The sequence below is a fragment of the Deltaproteobacteria bacterium genome (genome assembly GCA_020848905.1).
GTDB lineage: Bacteria > Myxococcota_A > Polyangia.
Genome location: JADLHG010000029.1, coordinates 29,099 through 47,751, shown reverse-complemented (window position 1 = coordinate 47,751; position 18,653 = coordinate 29,099). Strand labels below are relative to the sequence as shown.

At 69.3% G+C, this 18,653-nt stretch carries 16 protein-coding genes; 8 read left to right on the top strand and 8 right to left on the bottom strand.

The genetic code is table 11. The annotated features are described in order from the left end of the window. Nucleotides 1-29 precede the first annotated feature (29 nt). The 5 genes from IT371_11530 (at nt 30) to IT371_11510 (ending at nt 7,270) form a co-directional block, all read left to right on the top strand. Nucleotides 30-590, top strand: a complete 561-nt coding sequence (locus IT371_11530; protein ID MCC6748283.1) for a hypothetical protein — start codon at nt 30-32, stop codon at nt 588-590. Nucleotides 591-592: 2 nt separating this feature from the next. After that, a complete protein-coding gene (locus IT371_11525) occupies nt 593-3,616 on the top strand; it encodes a phosphoribosylformylglycinamidine synthase (GenBank protein MCC6748282.1) in 3,024 nt (1,007 codons plus the stop codon). After that, nucleotides 3,609-4,403 (top strand): phosphoribosylformylglycinamidine synthase subunit PurQ, encoded by a 795-nt coding sequence (locus tag IT371_11520; GenBank protein MCC6748281.1) that lies wholly within the window; start codon nt 3,609-3,611, stop codon nt 4,401-4,403. The genes IT371_11525 and IT371_11520 overlap by 8 nt, the downstream gene beginning before the upstream one ends. A 77-nt stretch (nt 4,404-4,480) precedes the next feature. Further along, nucleotides 4,481-5,071, top strand: a complete 591-nt coding sequence (locus tag IT371_11515; GenBank protein ID MCC6748280.1) for a hypothetical protein — start codon at nt 4,481-4,483, stop codon at nt 5,069-5,071. Between the two features lie 117 nt (nt 5,072-5,188). Then, nucleotides 5,189-7,270, top strand: a complete 2,082-nt coding sequence (locus IT371_11510) for a glycosyltransferase family 39 protein (protein MCC6748279.1) — start codon at nt 5,189-5,191, stop codon at nt 7,268-7,270. Nucleotides 7,271-7,290: 20 nt separating this feature from the next. Here IT371_11510 and IT371_11505 read toward each other — a convergent pair whose 3' ends face one another. From IT371_11505 to IT371_11490, 4 genes are all read right to left on the bottom strand, one after another. Next, nucleotides 7,291-8,070 (bottom strand): hypothetical protein, encoded by a 780-nt coding sequence (locus tag IT371_11505; GenBank protein MCC6748278.1) that lies wholly within the window; start codon nt 8,068-8,070, stop codon nt 7,291-7,293. A 9-nt stretch (nt 8,071-8,079) separates the two neighbouring features. Continuing rightward, a complete protein-coding gene (locus tag IT371_11500; protein MCC6748277.1) occupies nt 8,080-8,751 on the bottom strand; it encodes a hypothetical protein in 672 nt (223 codons plus the stop codon). Between the two features lie 204 nt (nt 8,752-8,955). Continuing rightward, complete coding sequence (locus IT371_11495; protein MCC6748276.1) at nt 8,956-9,312, bottom strand: hypothetical protein; 357 nt, start codon at nt 9,310-9,312, stop codon at nt 8,956-8,958. A gap of 75 nt (nt 9,313-9,387) precedes the next feature. Next, on the bottom strand, nt 9,388-11,388 hold the full coding sequence (locus IT371_11490) for a hypothetical protein (GenBank protein MCC6748275.1): 2,001 nt from the start codon (nt 11,386-11,388) through the stop codon (nt 9,388-9,390). Between the two features lie 93 nt (nt 11,389-11,481). Between IT371_11490 and IT371_11485 the strand changes: the two genes are divergently transcribed. Continuing rightward, a complete protein-coding gene (locus IT371_11485) occupies nt 11,482-12,027 on the top strand; it encodes a DUF2058 family protein (GenBank protein ID MCC6748274.1) in 546 nt (181 codons plus the stop codon). 171 nt (nt 12,028-12,198) lie between these two features. On the opposite strand, the gene IT371_11480 is transcribed toward IT371_11485, so the two are convergent. Continuing rightward, a complete protein-coding gene (locus tag IT371_11480) occupies nt 12,199-12,924 on the bottom strand; it encodes a hypothetical protein (protein MCC6748273.1) in 726 nt (241 codons plus the stop codon). A gap of 71 nt (nt 12,925-12,995) precedes the next feature. Here IT371_11480 and IT371_11475 point away from each other — a divergent pair, with 71 nt between their 5' ends. After that, a complete protein-coding gene (locus tag IT371_11475) occupies nt 12,996-15,245 on the top strand; it encodes a hypothetical protein (protein ID MCC6748272.1) in 2,250 nt (749 codons plus the stop codon). Continuing rightward, nucleotides 15,242-15,763, top strand: coding sequence for a YceI family protein (locus IT371_11470; protein ID MCC6748271.1), 522 nt, complete (start codon nt 15,242-15,244; stop codon nt 15,761-15,763). Before IT371_11475 ends, IT371_11470 begins: the two co-directional genes overlap by 4 nt. Before the next feature lie 19 nt (nt 15,764-15,782). Here IT371_11470 and IT371_11465 read toward each other — a convergent pair whose 3' ends face one another. Genes IT371_11465 through IT371_11455 form a run of 3 tightly spaced genes read right to left on the bottom strand, consistent with a single transcriptional unit; the run spans nt 15,783 to nt 18,645 of the window. Further along, nucleotides 15,783-17,417: a hypothetical protein gene (locus tag IT371_11465; GenBank protein MCC6748270.1), complete on the bottom strand. Its 1,635-nt coding sequence runs from the start codon at nt 17,415-17,417 to the stop codon at nt 15,783-15,785. A gap of 14 nt (nt 17,418-17,431) precedes the next feature. Next, nucleotides 17,432-17,917, bottom strand: coding sequence for a TlpA family protein disulfide reductase (locus tag IT371_11460; protein MCC6748269.1), 486 nt, complete (start codon nt 17,915-17,917; stop codon nt 17,432-17,434). 11 nt (nt 17,918-17,928) lie between these two features. After that, nucleotides 17,929-18,645 carry a hypothetical protein gene (locus tag IT371_11455; GenBank protein MCC6748268.1) on the bottom strand — a complete coding sequence of 239 codons (717 nt, stop codon included), beginning with the start codon at nt 18,643-18,645 and terminating at the stop codon, nt 17,929-17,931. Nucleotides 18,646-18,653 lie beyond the last annotated feature (8 nt).

Here is an 18,653-nt window from a genome sequence, read left to right as displayed (position 1 = left end):
GCGGGCGGCTGTGGTAAGAATCGGGCGCTTTGCCGCACCCGGTTTCCATCGGTGTTCTCCTCTGCGTGGCCGTCGGCGGCTGCGCGCATGGTCCGCGTCTTTCGGCCTCGCCGGACGGACCCCGAGGCCTCGCCGGAGCGTGGGACCTGGTCGAGCGACGCTTCGACGCCGAAGGGGACGAGCGCATCGACCGCCACGAGCTGCAGCTCGAGCAGCACGACGGGCGGCTCGCGGGTGTCTGGCACCGCTCGGTGCGGTGGGCCTCCTGGAACGGGCAGCCCTTCCTTTGTAACGGCCGGCTGGCCTACGAGGAGCGGCTCGCCTCGCGCGTGAGCGGGACGGCCTCGGACGGCGAGGGCCGCTTCCGCGCCGTGCTCGAGAAGCGGAGCGGTGGCCCGTGCACGCTGGGCGAGGTGCGAAGCGTGCGCTGTGAGCTCGCCCGGGACGGCGCGCGGCTCGTGGTGGTGTGCAAGGGAAGCGGCACCTTCGTCTTCGCGCGTCGCCTGGGCGGAGGGAGCCCTGCCCCCGGACGCGCGTCCCCCGCTCGCGCCGTGACCGAACGGGAGGCGGGTGACGGGGTCACGCCGTGATCGTGCGACTCGAAGTCGGGGCCCGTCCCGGGGCCCCCGATCCTCGCGGTGAGTCGGCGGCGCGGGCGGCCCGGCAGTTCCTTCAGCTACCCGTCACCCGCGTGCGGACGCGCACCGTCTACAAGCTCCACGGGGCCTTCAGCGACGAGCAGCTGGCCCGGATCCGGGAGGCGCTGACCGACCCCATCGTCGAGGAATCCGCCTGCGGACGCCTCCCCCTGGAGGGCGCGGCGTGGGTCGTGGCGGTCGGGTATCGACCCGGCGTCACCGACAACGTGGCCCACACGGCACGGACCTTCGTGGCCGATCTGCTGGAGCTCCACGCGGAGGACGTGGCCGGCCGACCCGAGGTCTATACCGAGACGCTCTATCTCGTGGAGGGTCCGACGCTGACCCCCGAGGGGGCGGCGCGACTCGGCCGCGAGCTCCTGGCGAACGAGCTCATCGAGCGCGTGCGGTGCTTCTCGAGGGCCGACTACGAGGCGGCGCCCGAGGATCTGGAACTGCCTCTCGCCGGGGCGACGGTGGACCCGGTGGCGGTGGCGGTACCCCTGCCGGAAGACGCCGAAGGCCTTCAGGCCCTGAGTCGGGACCGCATGCTCTCCCTCAACGTCGGCGAGCTGCGAGCGATCCGGGCGCACTTCCAGGATCCGGCGGTGGCGGACCGACGGAGCGCCGCGGGGCTTCCCCCGTCGCCCACGGACCTCGAGCTGGAATGCTTCGCCCAGACCTGGTCCGAGCACTGCAAGCACAAGATCTTCGCCGCCAACATCGTCTACACCGACGAGGCCGGGCGCAGCTCGCGGATCCAGTCCCTCTTCAAGACCTTCATCGTGCAGCCCACGCGCGAGCTCGCGCGCCAGGTGGACTGGCTGGTCTCCGTCTTCGACGATAACGCCGGCGTGGTGCGGGTGGCTCCCGAGCTGCACGTGGCCTACAAGGTCGAGACGCACAACTCGCCGAGCGCGCTGGATCCCTACGGTGGGGCGATCACCGGGATCGTCGGAGTGAACCGCGACCCCTTCGGGACGGGGATCGGCGCCAGCCTGCTGGCCAACGTCTGGGGCTACTGCCTCGCGTCGCCGTTCCACGAGGGGCCGATTCCCGAGGGTCTGCTGCACCCGCGGCGGATCCGCGAGGGGGTGCACCGGGGAGTCATCGACGGGGGTAACCAGAGCGGGATCCCCTACGCGCGGGGCTTCGAGCTCTTCGACCCGCGCTTCCTCGGCAAGCCGCTCGTCTTCTGCGGCACGGTCGGCCTCATGCCCGCCCTGGTGCGCGGTCAGCCGAGCGAGCAGAAGGCGATCCTGCCGGGGGATCTGGTCGTGATGGTGGGGGGCCGGATCGGCAAGGACGGGATCCACGGCGCCACCTTCTCGAGCGAGGCGCTTCACGGGGCCTCACCGGCGCAGGCGGTACAGATCGGCGACCCGATCACGCAGAAGATGATGACCGACGCGCTCCTCGAGGCGCGCGACCTCGGGCTCTACCGGGCGATCACAGACAACGGCGCGGGGGGCCTCAGCTCCTCGGTGGGGGAGCTGGCGCGGCTCTCGGGCGGCGCGGAGCTCGACCTCGAGAAATGCCCGCTGAAGTACGCGGGCCTCATGCCCTGGGAGATCTTCCTCAGCGAGGCGCAGGAGCGCATGACGCTGGCCGTGCCCGCTGAGAGCCTCGAGGCGCTGCTCGCCCTCTGCAGGGCGCGGGAGGTGGAAGCCACCGCGATCGGGCGTTTCACCGACGACGGTAGCCTGCGGCTGCGGTACGCCGGGAGCTGCGTGGGTGAGCTGGACCTGGAGTTCCTCCACGGCGGGTGTCCCGTGATGGAGCTCGAGGCGAGCTGGGAGAGCCCCGCCCCTCCGACCCCCGACGAGCTCGGTATCGAGCTCGCGGTCCAGGAGCCGGGGGCGCTGCTCCTCGGGCTCGTGGGACGTCTGAACCTCTGCGCGCGGACCGACAAGTGCCGGCAGTACGACCACGAGGTGAAGGGCCTCTCGGTGGTGAAGCCCCTCGTGGGGGTTCGCGGGGACCTCCGTGCCGACGCCGCGGTGATGCGCGTGGCGCACGGCCGCGACGAGGCGATCCTCCTCGCGGAGGGGATCGCCCCGAGGCTGGCCGACCTGGATCCCGCGGCCATGACGACCTGGGTGGTGGATCTCGCGGTGCGGCGGATCGTGGCCGGCGGCGGGCGCCTCGGCGCGATGGCGGGGCTCGACAACTTCTGCTGGCCCGACCCCGTGCAGTCCGAGCAGACCCCCGACGGTCGTCAGAAGCTGGGCGCCCTGGTGCGGACCTGCGAGGCCTTGGCGGAGATGACGCGCGCCCTCGGTGTGCCGCTCATCTCGGGCAAGGACAGCATGAAGAACGACTCGGTGAAGGGGGGCGTGAAGATCTCGATCCCCCCTACCCTCCTCTTCTCTGCGCTGGGGTGGATCCCCGACGCGGCGCGCGCCCTGGATCTCGTTCCGGGCGGCGCTGGAGAGGAGCTCTACCTGGTCGGCGAGACGGGGGCCGAGCTCGGCGGATCCGAGCTCTGGGCCATGCTGGCCGAGAGCCGCGGCGAGGTGCGCACGCTGGGGGGCGCGGTGCCGCGGGTTTCGCCCGAGGTCTGTAGACGCGCGTGCGAGGCGGTCGCCGACGCGCACGCCGAGGGCTGGATCACGTGCGCCCACGCGCTGCATCTGGGCGGCCTCGGCGTGGGGCTGGCCACGATGGCTCTCGCCGGAGGTCTGGGGTGCGAGGTGGAGCTGGAACGCGTCGCCTCGCCGGGCAGGGTGCTGGATCCCCGTGTCGCGCTCTTCGCGGAGACCGGCGGCCGATTTCTCCTCGGCGTGACCGCGTCGGACGCTCCGGCGTTCGAGGCGCACCTCCGCGCGCGGCAGCTGCCCTTCGGCCGGCTCGGACGGTTCACGGCGGGGAGCACGCTCCGGGTAACCCGTGGCGACCGACCGGTGCTCGCGTGCGAGCTCTCCGAGCTGCGCGCGCGCTACGAGGAACCCTTCGGCGGAGCAGCGGCCGATGTCTAGCCCTCGCCCCGTCCGCGTGCTGGTGCTCTCCGGCTTCGGGATCAACTGCGAGGCCGAGACGGCGCACGCCTTTCGCCTGGCGGGGGCCGAGCCGCAGGTCGTGCACGTCAATGACCTGCTCGAGCGGTCGGAGCAGCTCGCGCAGGCCCAGCTCCTCGCCTTCCCCGGAGGCTTCTCCTTCGGGGACCACCTCGGTGCGGGGCGGGCGCTCGCTAATCGTCTGCGCGCGCGTCTCGCGGGCCCCCTCGAGCGCTTCATCGCCGACGGCGGCCTCGTGCTCGGCATCTGCAACGGGTTCCAGACGATGGTACGCCTGGGCCTACTGCCCGCGGGCCGACCGGGTCCCCAGAAGGTGACGCTCGCGCATAACGCCTGCGGCACCTTCTACGACGGATGGGTCACGCTCGCTGCGGATCCGAGCTCGCCGTGCGTCTTCACGAAGGGGATCGACCGCCTCGAGCTCCCCTGCCGGCACGGCGAAGGGCAGCTGCTCGGTTCCGCTCATGTCGTGGCGGAGCTCGAAAGCGACGCGCTCGTCCCCCTTCGGTACGTGGACCCTGCCACGGGGCGACCCACGCAGGTCTGGCCGCTGAACCCGAACGGCTCGACGGGCGGCATGGCCGGGCTGTGCGACCGGTCGGGGAGGCTCTTCGGCCTGATGCCCCACCCGGAGGCCTTCCTCTACCGGGAGAACCACCCGGCCTGGCGACGCCGCCCCCCGCGGCGGGGCGAAGGACTCGTCCTCTTCGAGAACGCCGTGGAAGCGTGCCGGCGCGACGGAGCCTGACCGCCCTCGACCTTTGACCCGTCACCGCCGGGTGCTATCCTCTGCGGCACTCAGGCCAACACCTCGCAGGGGTGATCATGACCAAGCTCGCGCAAGCCGACTTCGACAAGCGGTTCCTCTCGTTGGTCGTGCAGACGGACACGGTGATCACGGCGGCCAACGTGGCCTATCACCTGAACCTGCCCATCGAGGAGGCCCAGGAGCACCTCCTGTCGCTGGAGCTGAACGGCACCCTCCAGCAGGCCACCGACCAGGCGGGGAACACCTACTACGTCATGCCCAACCGCCCGGCTCCGGGAACGGCGCCCGCCCACCTGGCGCTCGAGAGCGGGCAGCAGCCGAGGAGCACGGGGGGACTGCACGACCCGGCGGCCCTGCCGCGAGCCCCGATCTACGGAGGACCCGGCGCCGCCCCCGCGAAGGGGCGCAACGTGAACGGGCTCGTGCTGAACGTGCTCCTGCCCGGCGTGGGATCGCTCGTCTGCGGCCGCATGTCGGGCCTCGGGATGCTGGGGCTGCTGCTCCTCGGCGTGCTGCTCTTCTTCTTCGTGCCCGGCTGGTCGAAGCTGGTCGGGATTCTTCCCATCCTCGGGGCCTGGATCTGGTCCATCGCGGCCGGCGTGGGCCTTCTCTCCGAGCGGGAGTCCGGACCGGGCATTCCGGGGTAAGCCGCGCCCCGCGCGCGCTCTTGCAGTGCCGCTGGACCTGTGTAGTATCCTGCGCGCCGCTGCTCGGCGGGGGACGCGCTCTGCCAGTCCGCCGACGGCCCAACACGACCGAAGGTCATGGCGAAGACGAGCACCCGACCCGTGCAACCGGACGAAGCAGGCGACTCGCCCCCCGCACCCGCCGAGAGCGAACCTCGAGGTGAAACCGCCCTGCCGCGCGCCCCGCTCGGCCGACCGGGCTGGCGCCACACCCTGGCCGTGGTGCTCATCTGCGCCGGCGTCTACATGCCGACCCTCGGCAGCTTCGGCATGTTCGACCCGTGGGAGACGCACTACACCGAGGTCGCGCGCCAGTTCATGGTGCGTGGAGACTGGCTCTCCACCTGGTGGCAGAACGGGACGGGCCCGGAGGGGCTCTCGGAGACCAATTTCTGGTCGAAGCCCGTGGGTAGTTTCTGGCTCTCCGGCCTGAGTCTTCGCCTCTTCGGGTACGACGGGCAGACGACGGGCGAGCAGATCACGATGGGGCGCATCGAGTGGGCGGTGCGGCTTCCCTTCTTCCTGTGCGCCCTCTTCGGCATCTACTGCAGCTTCTTGATGGTCTCGCGACTCTTCGGCCGCCGGGCCGGGTTGCTCTCTGCGATCGTCATGGCCACCGCGCCGATGTATTTCATGATCGGCCGGCAGGCGATGACGGACATGCCCTACGTGGGACTCATGTCCGGCGGCATCGCCCTCCTCGCGCTGGCCATCTTCGGCGAGCGGGAGGAGCTGCCTCGCCGAACCCTCCGGCTCGGAAAACGCTCCCTGAGCTGGCCCCACGCGCCGTCCTACTACTTCTTCCTCCTGGCCTTCCTCGGCGTCCTCGCACTGTTGATGCTGGCCATCGTCCCCGCCCTGCTCCGCGTGCCGCTCGCCTTCACCCTCGGCGGACGGCAGGTGAGCGGCGCGCTGGTCATGCTGGTCTACGCGGTCCTCGCGGCGATCGTGGTCTGGATGTCGCGCAAGACGCAGACGCGGAACGAGCTCTATCTCTACGGCTTCTACATGGCCATCGCGTACGCCGGGGTGGCCAAGGGGCTCATCGGCTCGCTCCAGCCGGGGCTCGTGTTCCTCGTCTATCTGCTCGCGAGCCGCGAGTGGCGCGTCCTGGCCGACCTGGCGCTGATGCGCGGGATCCTCATCGCCCTCTGCGTCTTCGCCCCCTGGTATCACGGCATGGTCACGCGGTACGGCCAGGCCTTCTGGAACGAGCTCTTCGGCACCGAGCAGTTCCGCCGCCTGACGATCGGCGAGCAGAGTCAGGCCAAGGGAACCTTCGAGTACTACGTGGGGCAGCTCGGGTACGGGCTCTTCCCGTGGATCGCCTTCCTCCCCGGCGCGCTGGTCCGAGGCTTCCTGCTTCCGCACCGGGAGGGACGGAGCGCCCAGGACCGTGCGCGGCTCTTCATCTACGTCTGGTTCGTGACGGCCATCGCGCTCTTCACGCTGACGCTGACCAAGTACCACCACTACATCCTTCCGGCCATTCCGCCGGCGGCGATCCTGATCGGTATCTACCTGGACGACCTCATCGAGCAGCGGGCTCGCGGCCTCTGGGCCTCCCTGATCCTCGCCGGTGGCCTGCTGGCCATGGTGGCGCTCGACCTGGTCAAGCAGCCGGCGCAGTGGGTCTGGATGTACACCTACCTCTACGGCGGGAACTGGGGTGACGGCGCTCCCGCGGCCGGTCCCATCCTGCTCTACGCGGCGCTCTCGGGCGGGGCGCTCCTGCTCTACTTCGTGCCGCGCCTGCGGAAGGTCGCGGTATGGGGCACCGTCGCGGTGGCGCTCACTGTCGGGGCCTACACCTTGAACTGGTATCAGGTGAAGTGCGGGCCGCATTGGAGTCAGAAAAAGGTACTGCAGACCTACTACAAGCTCCGGCGGAGCCCCGAGGACCAGCTCATTGCGTGGCAGTTCAACTGGCGCGGCGAGACCTGGTATACCGCGGCGAAGGTGGTGGTCTCGAAGAGCCTCGACAACGCGGCCATCACGCAGTGGCTCAAGGAGCGACCGAACCGTCGCTTCTTCTTCATCACGGAACGGGGACGCTACGGCTCGCTCTCGAGCATCCTCCCCTCCGACCGTGGCAGGCAGACGCTCCGCATCGTGGACGACTCGAACGTCCACTACGTCCTGGCCATGGCGGACATCTGAGCGAGCGTGCCGCGCCCCCGTCAGGGCAGTCGCGGCAAATCGTGCTTCAGCCAGTTGAGCTCGTTCGAGAGATCCCCGGCCTCCAGCACACCCTGCCCGATCCATCGGCAGAGGAAATACATGTAGCCCGTCGGGTCGCGCGGGTTGGCCAGCTCGTGGAAGTGGTCGATGAGGTAGGTCTTGTCGAAGTGCGGCCCGTAGACCGGCCCCTGCTTGGCGAGGATCGGCGCACAGGCCGAGGTGACGAAGGGCCACATCTCGTTCTGCCGTCCCACCGCGGCGTAGTAGGCCATCGTGGTCCGCACCGAGTCCCGTTCCATGCTGAAGAGCGAGCGGTGCTCGTAGAGCCAGGCCGGCGTGAGCACCTCGTACATGAACTGCTTGGCTCCCTGACTCACGGCCAGGAAGCGGTAGAAGAACCGCGCGTAGGTCTGGCGCGCCCCCTCGAGGGTGGGCTGGGCGAACCACTCCTTGACCCGGTTCCGCTGCTCGTCCGTGAGGTTTTCCCAGGTCGAGACGTGGACCACGCCGTCCCCTACGTTTCCGGTGAAGATGAGGCCGCGGAAGGCCACGTCGATGCGTTCCGGATTCAAGACCGACGCGATGGTGTCTCCGGTACGCGCTCGTAGCTGAGCATCGAACCCCGTGAGCTCGGCGAGCACCGTCTGGACGACGTCCTTCTCGGCCGGCTGGAGCTCGTCGTACGAGGGTCTCTCGTTGGTGACGGTGAGGCCGCAGGCCTGTGCGGCGAGGAGGAGCAGGGCGCTCGAGGCGACGGCGACGGCTCGACGAGGGGGCACGGGTTCGCCTCAGAAGTAGAAGGCCAGGTAGGCCGGGATCTCCATTCGATCCAGCACGCCCACCTTGGTGAAGGACTTGATGTCGAGGAGGTCCGGGCTGCCGAGGGTGGCCAGGTTGTAGAGATGGTAGCGCCACTTCACTCCGACGCCGAACCAGGAGCTGATCCGGTAGCCGAAGGTGAGGCCGGCGGAGAGGCCGAGGCTCCAGACCATCGGCTGGAGGGTCTGCGCGACCACGTAGGTGCCGAGGCCCAGGTCGGCCGTGAGCATCACCCGTCCCCCCGGCCGGGTGAGCTGAACGATAGGCCCCAGGGTGACGTTTCCTACGAGGAGCGGGGAGCTCAGCAGACCGAGTTCCCCGGTGTACGCGTTGCTCGAGAGGAAGACGGTCAGCTCGACTCCCACGCGATGTCGAAGACCATACGCGACGTACATCCCCGCGCCGATGCCCTGTTTCAGGTTTGGATCCACCACCAGGCTGGCATAGCCGAAGGCGAGCTCGAGGCGGAAGCGCGGACCGGTGGGCCGCAACGCGGGTGGAGCTGTGACGCGCGGGAGGGCGGAGGCCGCCTCGGCCGGCTCGTCCCGGCGTGCGGCAGCGGCGGCGCCGGGCTCGTCGGGCTCGGAGGCGCGTGCGGCGAGAGGCCACACGAGACACAGCAGGGCGATCGTACGGGTCACGTGGCCTGCACCTCCGCGCGCGGCGCGTCGCCTCGGGCATAGCAAGCCGCGAGCCGAGACGCGTCCGCCCCCCAGGGCGCGCAATGATTGAAATCGCCGGCCGCCCGTGGAGGGGCCGACGAGCCGCGCCTCAGTATTTTGACGCCGATCGCGCACGGAGGCCGCGCAATTCGTCGCGTGGGGCCACGCTCGGCCCTCAGGCCGTCACACCGTCAGGATGCGGTGAATCCCCTGCGCGGCGTCGTCGAGGGACCCCGCGGTCGGGAGCGGTCGCCCGACCGCGCAGAGGTAGAGCGTCGAGCCGTCCACGGTGAGGCGCTGGACGGACAGGGGCGCGCCGGGGACCGGACGCTTGCCGTCCCCCCCGTTTCGCACGAGGAGCGGCGCGAGGGCCGCGAGCTCTTCCGCCTCGGGGCCGCGGAAGCTGCTGGCCACGAGCAGCCCGGCGGCGTCGGCCAAGACCAGGCCGAACATCCGGAAGCGCGCAGCCTCCGCAGCGAGCCAGTAATGGAGCGCCAACGCGTAGTAACTCGTCCGTTTTCTGCGACGTTCGGCCTGCATGGCATCTCCCGGCGGGGGTTGTTATCCTACATTGTAGGTAACTGCCCACCCATCGCAACTTCCTGGCTCGGAAGGTCAGCGCAGGTCGAGATTGGCCTGAACGGACAAGAGCTTACCGTCCACCGCGACATTTGCACCGAGCTTCCCTGCCCGCTGGGCCAGCCGCGCGAGGAGGTCCTTCTCGGCCCCATCCGCCATGCGGGCCAAGCCGGCCGCCACGGCTCCCATGTCTCCGTGCGCGAAGAAGAGGATCTGTCGCGGCAGGATCGTCTCCTTGGGGGCAGGCTGCTGCAGAAACCAGGGTACCTCCCACGAGCGCGTGGCCAGGGTCAGACCGAGCGCCCCCTTGCCGAGCTCCGTGACCGCCAGGGCGTAGGTCTGCAGCGCTCCCGTCAGGTTGTTGTAGAGGATCGTCTTGCGACCGCCGTGCGTGAGGTTCTGGGGCTGCGGGTAGGTTCGCGTGGCGAGCTCCTTGACCTTGTCCTTCACGCGCTTGCTCTCCTTCTGGTCCACCACGGCGTAGCCAAGGAGCGACGGCGGAAAGACGCGCCGCGTCCCCGAGGCGGCGGGCCAGACGTAGGGCATGGTCTTGAGCAGCGCCGCCGCATTGCGCAGGCCGCCCGTGAGCGGACCGAGCGCCGCGTCTCCGGCCAGCTCCGCCCGCATCACGCCGAGGAGGCCCACCCAGCTACCGAGGAGCAGGCTGCTCATGGCTACCTCGCTGACCCGGGCGGCGCTCTGGGCGAACTTGTCGAGCCCGAGGGCGAAGGGGCCCTTCCCGACGGTCTTCGCCACCTGACTCAGGTCCAGGTTGGTGCCGGCGAGGGCCACGGCGGAGCTCGCGTAGGCCGTGGGATCGATGAGGTCCTCTTTGGCCAGCCCGCGTCCGAGCGCGGTCACGGCGGCGGCCGGAAGCCTCCACCAGGCGCGGGCGTGCCACGCGCGGCGGCTCAGACGGAACTGGAGCGCGACGTCGCCGGTGAGCCCCGTTTTGGCCCAGAGCGCACGGGCCTTGTTTCGGTCGGCCTGCTGGGTCTTGTGCTGCCGGCGGGACTCCTCGGGCGAGAGTCCCACGACCTCGAGCGCCGCCCGCCGCTGCACCGAGAGCTCCGCGAGGGCCGACAGAGGGCGGGCCCCGACGAGGAAGGTGGCTGACGCGTCGGTGACAGCGAGCTTGGCTGCGAGTGTGTCGCGCCCGACGTCCAGGGCGGGCTTGCGGGGGAGTACCAAGAGAGCCTTGAAGGCCTCGGCCAGCTTGCGGTCGTCGCCGCTTCGCGGCACCTGGTACCAAGGGGTCGCGGCATCCACGATCAGATAGCCGTCGACCACCCGGAGCGCGAGCAGGAGCGACCGCTCGGGGCGCGCCACCGCGAGGACCTGCGCGCTCTTGAGCTCGGCTGCGACCTTCTGCGCGTCGGCGGCCGAGAGCGAGAAGACCGGGGCGAACGCATCGGCACCCTGCCCTCCGGCCTCCTCGAGCACCACCAGGCGCCCCCCCTTCTTCTGCTGCTCCTTGAGCCAGGCCACGAGCACGTCGCGCTCCTTGAGCCGGAGCACTGCGCGATGCCCGAGCAGCGCCGGCGGGGCATCCGCGAGGTAGCCCGTCGCCCGATCGCCGGGGTTTTGGCCCTTCAGACGCTCGCGCCAGGGCGCCTTGCTCATGAAGGCGTGCCCGACCACCTGCTGCAGGTGCCGGTTGCAGGCCCCGAGCGCCTTGGCGTCGTAGCTCGACAGCGACACCACGACGGGCTCCGAGAGGTCGATGCCCAGGCGCTCGAAGTTCGCCGCCCGAGTGGGGTCGAAGCCCAGCAGGGCCGTGAGCTGCGCCTCGACGAGGCCCATCACGGGCCGGCCGAGGATCTTGTGCTCCGCGAAGAGCGTTCGCAGCTCGTCAAAGACGGTGAACACCGCGTTCCCCTTGACGACCCCGTGCACCGACGCGGGTGGCAGGTACTTGAGGCCGGCTGGCGCCGAGGCGGATTGAGCTCCGACGCGAGCTGACGCCGACAGCACGACGGCGGTGGTGATGGCAGTAAGGGTGACTGTAACGGGGCTTCGCCGGTGGCTTTGGCGCATGTCTTCTGCTCGATTTGCGGGTGGTCCGCGCAGCATAGCACGCGCGAGCTTTGGCGTTGTGCTCGGCCGATCGCCGGGTATGATCGACGACGCATGCAGAAGCTGCGGGACAAGCTGCGTCAGGCGGGGGTGGTGTCCAAGCAGGCCGCCCGCCAGGCGAAGACCGAAGAGCGGCGGGATCGGAAGGACCAGGGGGGCCTGAAGGCCGAGCTCGAGGCCGAGGCCCAGCGGCAGCGCGACTACGAGGAGAAGGTCGCCGCGCAGGCGGCGCTGCAGCGCGCACAGCAGGAAGCGGCGAACGCGGCGCGCGCGGAGCAAGAACGCGCGAACCGTCTGCGGCAGCTCGTGGACGCCCACACCGTGCGGCGCATCGCCGGGGACGAGCGTGCATTCCACTTCCTTCTACGAGACGGGCACATCCGACGCCTACACACCACCTTCGACGTGGCAGACCGCCTGATCCTGGGAGAGCTCGCCATCGTCGAGGCGCCGCACCATGAGAAACGCGGGTACGCCGTGGTGGAGGCCGCGGGGGTCCGTCGCCTCGAGGAGCTCGGTCCCGAGATGATCCTCTTCTGGAACAAGCCGGGGGCGGGAACCGAGACGTTGCCGGCGTACGGGTCGGGAGCCGACCGCTGACCGACGGGGAATTGACCAGGCCCACCTTGCTCGGTGCTCACCAACCATCGCCCTGGCTGCGAGGCGCCCGTCGGGCAAGGCGCGCGCGAGGAGCCCGCGGAGCCTACTTCTGGTAGGTGAGCAGGCACCGCAGCGCGCAACACAGCCCGGCGGGATGCATTGCGGCCAGGGTTAGTCCGGGTCCAGTTCCTCGTCGCCCGGCGCGCCAGGCGCGGGACCTCGCGTGGTCGGCTCGTCGTTCGCTTCGGGCGTGGCGCTGACCGCCGCACTGACCGACACGACATCCTCGTCGGTATCACAAGGAAGGATCGGAGTGAGCGGCGGCGTGATCCGGTCCGCTTCGTCGTCCCAGGTGTCGCGCTTCGAGAACTTGGTGGTGATCTTCTCGTCCTGCTTCGCCCACTCCTGCGCCAGCCACTCGCAGAAGTCGAGGACCACCGTCTCCGCGGGTCGTACGCGGTACATGTGGTCTCCCCAGGGGGGCAGCGAGGTGGTGAGCTCGGTGGAGAGCTTGTAGCGTAACACGCACGCGTTATCGCCCGAGGGGGTGAAGCGCGCGGCTCCGCGCAGCTTGCGCACTGCCCCGCTGGCCTTCGTGTGCCAGTGCACCTCCTGAACGGCGTCGTTGTACGTGTAGCAGAGGGTGTAGGCGACCGAGGCACGCTCGAGGCTCCCGAGGAAGTCCACCTCCAGCGCGCGGCCCCGGGCGTCGCGACGGCGCACGACCGCGGTACCCACGACCCACAGCCACTTCGGGATGGCGTCCACGTCACAGAAGAGCCGGTAGGCGAAGTCGGCGGGCTTGTCGATCTGGGCCACCACGAGGGTCTCGCCCTCGCTGTGCTCCACCTTGAGCTGCGGGTAGGAAGACCCGGCGTCGTGAGGGGATTCGCCCATCGGAAGCTTCACTATACCGCTGCGGGACAGGCTTGGACAGCGACTTGGAGCGGTGCTAGCGTTCGCGACCGATGCGCGCGCTGGGTGGAAAGCTCGAGCGGGCAAGCCTGGTGCTCGTGCTGGGATGGCTCGGATACGGCTGCGGGAGCTCCCCGGCCGTCGCGCCCGATGCTGGAAGCGTGGACGGCCCACCTCCACCGAGCGTCTGGACGGGGCCCCTCGTCGGAATGGTGACCAGCGGAGGCCAGCCTGTGGAGGGCGCGATCGTGCGCTTCGGCGGGCGACCCGAGAGCGTCGTGACGAGCGCGGAGGGGCGCTTCGAGCTCACGGTGAAGGATCCGCCGGTGCCGCTTCGTGAGATCGCCCTCACGGCGGGCAAGGTCGGCTTCTTCAACAAGGGGATCGAGGTCCTGGATCCGCGCCTCCCGCAGCGGCTCGAGCTCGAGCGCGTGGCGGTCGTGGACAATCCGAACTACGAGTTCAAGTCGCCCGACGCCTTCGACGCGGCGCCGCACTGCCGGCACTGCCATTCGATGCATCTCGAGACCTGGAAACGGTCCGCCCACGCGGGGGCCGCGCGGAATCCAAACCTGCACGACGTGTACAACGGGACCGCGTCCGGCTTTCGCGACGAGGCCAGCTGCCGTGCCGCGGGGGGAGCCTGGCGCGAGGGGCAGGCCCCCGGAGCGCCGGTGCGGGTGAAGAAGTGCTACGTGCCCGAGGGGGGCGTGCTCGACACGTTGAACGCCGCGCGTTGCGGTGGCGAGGGCCGCCCGACCTGCGACGACCCCGAGGCTGCGCCCGAGGCGAGACCCACGCAGACCGGGCGCTGTGCCGACTGCCACGCGCCGGCCAGCCGCGAGCATCTGCCGGGCGCGACGAACCTCAACCGGGTGCGGGGCATCGCCTACGAGAAGGGGATCCACTGCGACTTCTGCCACAAGATCCAGGAGGTCCTGGTGAACGAGCGGCCGGGGCGCGACGGGGCCATTCGAATGCTCCGACCGGGGCCGGCAGGCCGAACCGGGTTCTCCGAGCCCGAGACGATGTTCGGTCCGCACTCGGATTCCACGGTCATCATCATGGGGGCGATCTATGCGCCGCAGTTCGCGCGCTCCGAGTTCTGTTCGGCCTGCCACCAGTGGTCCGAGCCCGGCTTTCGCCCCGAGGACGTGCCGCATGTGAGCCGGACGAAGTGGCCCGCGGGGCTGCCGATCCAGGACACGTACTTCGAATGGACGCAGAGCCAGGCCGCGCAGCGCGGGCTCGAGTGCCAGCACTGCCACCTTCCTGCGGCGACGGAGAAGACCGAGACCTTCGAGTTTAAGGGCCTGACCCCGGTGCCGTCGGGGGTCATGGGCTGGTATCGGCCCTACGGCGACGTGCGGCAGCACCTCTTCGCGGGCCGGCTGCCCCCGGCACCGGCGGGATATACGGCGGCGCCCGGGGATCCCACGCGCGAGAGCCTTCGCGACCCGGTGAAGGTGGACGTGACGGCGCAGCGCTCGGGGGCGCAGCTGGACGTGACGGTCCGACTGACGAACGAGGGTGCCGGGCACAGCATTCCGACGGGGAGCCCGATGCGGCAGCTCGTGCTGCTCGTGGAAGCCGAGGCCAAGGGAGAACCTCTCCGGGCGACGGGGGGGCACACCGTTCCCGCGTGGGCGGGGAGCTTGGCCGAAGAGCGGCTGGGGCCCGGTCGGGCGCAGCTCGTCGGAAAAACGCTACGCGCCCCCCCGGGGGCGAGCTGGCCGGCGGCGGTCAAGGAGGCGTGGGTGCGCTTCGTGAACCCCACCGGCCTCTTCGACGATTACCCTGCCCTGCGCTGGTTTGGCGTGCCGGGCCGCACGCCGAAGGAGAAGGGGATGGAGCTCCACCAGCCGCTCGGGGTGGCCAAGATCCAGGCGGTGAGCGGCGGCGAGCTGACGCTCGACCGGGACCTTGGCCCCATCGCGGACGGCGCGCTGGCCCTCGTCGGCGACGCGGCCACCGTGGGTGCGCTGGCGGTGGATAGCGAACGGCCTACGGCGGCGCTCGCCGGAGCGCCGGGAACGCTGTTCGCGAAGCGCACGCAGGACCGTGACGGGGCGCTGGACGTGCCCTTCTTCCGGGCGGTGGAGTTCCGCTCGGACAATCGGCTTCCGCCCGGGAAGCCGGCCACCACGCAGCACTCCTTCGACGCAGCCGCAGCGGCAGGCGCGCGCATCACCGTGCGAGTGACCCTGCTCTACCGTCGCTACCCGCTGTCCTTGGCGCGGGCGCGAGGCTGGGAGGCGAAGGACGCGGTGCGCGCGCAGCGAACCCTCGAGGTCGATCCATGAGCGTCATCCGGAACGGGAGCGTACAGGTCTTCACCTTCAAGGACGGGCTTCTCTCACGACTCGGCCACGACCTGCGTTTCCGCGTGACGCGGTTCGAGGTGCAGGTCGAGGAGCGAAAGGTGAGCGCACGTTTCCGCAGCGACAGCCTCGAGCTCGAAGGGGCCATGGTCGGCACGCAGCTCCAGCCGGACGTTCTCGGCGCGCGAGATCGGCGCGATATCGAGGAGACCGCGCGCGAGAAGATCCTCCAGATCCGACGCTTTCCCGAGGTGCGTTTCGAGGGGGAGCTGGACCTCTCCACGGCAGAGCGACCGCGCGCCACCGGGACTCTCGAGCTCGTCGGCCAGCGTCAGCCTCTCGCGATCGAGCTCGAGCGCGGAGGGGGTCGTGTCCGGGGGAAGGTGGTCCTCACGCCGAGTCGCTTCGGCATCGCGCCCTACAAGGCGCTTCTCGGCGCGCTGAAGCTGCAGGACCGGGTCGAGCTGGTCTTCGATCTCGAGGACGACGCGACGGTGTGAGCCGGCGAGTCGTTTTCCGTCAGAAGCGCCCCACGACCATCGCCTGCAGGCCCGCGAACGCCGGGTACTGCCGACACATGCCGTTGAAGCACTTGAGGCCCGGCCGGTTCTGACCGGCCCGCACGCTCACGAAGCTGCTGGTCGTAAAGAAGTACTTCAGCGTCCCGCCGAAGTAGTGGTGCCCCTCCATGACGACGGACGGATCTTCCTGTCGCTCGTAGCTGAAGGCGGCTGCCAGGTATGGTGACCACTTGTACTCCAGCACGAGGTCCATCTCGTTCCAGTTCTGCGCGTCGAAGAGGCCCTTGCGCTGTCGCTTCTGCCAGAGCGCGTTGAGCTTGACCGAGTGGCTGCCACGGATCGCCTGCTCGAGATCCACGTCGAGGTGGATGTCCCGGGTGTAGGTCGATCCGTCCTCGCGGTCCTGCTCGAGGCGCACCCCGCCGATGCCGTTCAGGTGCCCCTTCCCTTCGCTCCAGTGCAGCTCGAAGCCGGCGTAGGGATCGAAGACGCGGTGTAGGCCGGGGATCCCCCAGCTCTGGAAGAAGCCCATGCTGAGGTACGTGATGAGTTCCACCGGACCGAGCGCCCCGAAGTTGTAGTCGGCGCGCAGGCGCGTGCCGCTCACGCTCAGGTTATCCGAGACGAGCGCGTTGACCCGCTCGAGAGTCGGAGGCTGGTGGTAGTAGAGCGCGTACGGCTCGTCCACCGCGCCCGGCGCGCGCAGCGCGAAGTCGTCGTAGTACTTGAACTCGCTCAGTAGCGTGAGGTCTCCGAGCTGCAGCGTCGCGGTGGCGTAGGCCGCGAGCCCCTTGAAGTCCCCTGCGGCTCCTGGCCCGCGAACGACCTCTCCGAGCCGGACGGTGCGCTGGAGGTCCACCTCGGCGGCCAGGCTCAACCGGCCGTCGATGAGCTGCGGCACCTCGAGGCTGAGGCCGAAGATCGCGTCGTGGTCCGTGGTGTACTTCTTCGCGCCCGGCGAGTTCGGGTCGTCGGTGAGGACCCAGACGCCGTGGAGGCCCGCCAGCACCCGGTCGAAGAAGCGATACTCGATGCGCCCGCCGACCATCGGTTCGGCCGCCCAGGGCGCCTTGCGTCCGGTGGCCTCGTCCAGGTTCAGGGGATTGAACTCGCCGGCGACGAAGGTCAGGCCGAGGTCCCACTGGTGCAGGACGAACTTGCCCCCGCGGATCGTGGTGTCCTGTCCTAGGTCGTCGATCTTCACCACGTTCAGCGCCAGCCCCTTGCCGAAGGAGACGTAGAAGTCCCCGAGCGTCAGATCGAAGTCAGGACGCGCCACGATGAGGAAGACGCGCTCGGGGACGAAGCTGTTCACGTAGCGACGGTCGCGTCGTGCGCACCAGCTCGGGTCGTTCGCGCCGCCGGGGCAGCGCTGCGTGAACGGGGTGTTGGCGAAGAGATGGAGGTCGAAGCGTCCACCGAGTCGAAACTCCCGGTGGGCCAGGCTCACGTCGAGGGTGTTCATGAACTGGTGGAACTTGTCGTCCTCATCCACCTCGCCGCCGTTCTCGTCGTTGTCGAAATGGTACGTGTAGGCGAGCGTGTTGGTGACGCCGAGGTTGAACTCCTGCCCTTTGATCTTGAAGTCCCACGCGCTCGCGGCCCGGGGCACGCCGAGCCCGAGCAGCACCACGCCGAGGAGGATCGCTACTTGAGCAGGGCCTGGATCTCGCGCTCGATCTCGGGGAGATCGCTGAGCTGGAAGGCTGCGCGGGTCTTGACGACCTTGCCTCCCTTGATGAGCACCGAGAAGGGCTGCGCGCGCTTGGTGTTGTAGAGCTTCACGACCTGGCTGTCCGTGTCGATGAAGACCGGGAAGCCCAGACGATAGCTGCGCACCGTCGGAGAGACCTTGGCCTGCGTCTCCGGACCGTCCATCGCGACGCCCAGCACGACGAAGCCCTTGTCCTTGTACTTGCGATAGAACTTGTCCAGATGTCTCAGTTCGACGAGGCACGGTTTGCACCAGGTGGTCCAGAAGCTCATCAAGACGACGTTCTTGTCGTAGTCGCTCAGACGGAGGTACCGTCCGTTCAGGTCACGCACGGTGAAGTTCGTCGTCCCGGCGCCGCCCGGCCAAGGTGCAACGAGCAATAGTCCGCCGACGAGAGCCGCACCGAGAAGCCGCCGCATGGTCCGCTACCCTACTTGTTCAGGAAGGCCTGGATCTTCTCGCCGATCGTTTTGAAGTCACCACCCGTTTGCTGGTAGTAGATCTTCATCGTGGAGAGGTCCACGAGCATGTTGAAGGGCACGGCCTCCTTGTTGAAGTACTTGCCCATCTTGAAGGCCGGGTCGATCAGCACCGGGAACGGGATGTTGAACTTCGGAATCCAGAGGTTCTTGGTCCACTCGGCGGTGGCAGGCTTGTGCTGGTCGTCCTCGAACACGATCTCGACGATCGACACACGATCGTCGATGGCACCCGCACGATATTGGTCGCTCGCGGCCTGGATCTCCTTCCAGCACGGCCCGCACCACCCCGCCGAGACCATGAACCAGGCGAGCTTGGCCTTCTTGGTCGGGCACTTGCTGTCCCACTGGTACCAGCTATGGAAGCCCATCTGCCTGACGGTCGTGGCATCCATCTTCTCGTCGGGGTGGGTCTTGCAGAAGCCGCCGGGGTCTGCGAAGGCCAGGAACGTCTCGTTACTGGCCACCTCGTCGTTCCGCGTACCGTAGGGGGCGCAGGGATAGGTGCTCGGGCCGCACGCGCCCGGGCCGTCGAGAGCGAGGCCCAGGTCCGCGATCATCGCCTTCCCATCTCCCTTGGTGCCTCCGTCTGGAGTAGCGGAGTTGTTACCCGAGCAGCCTCCCCCGAGCAGCCCAGCGATGAGGAACCAACCGACCGGCCTGAGCATGTACTGCT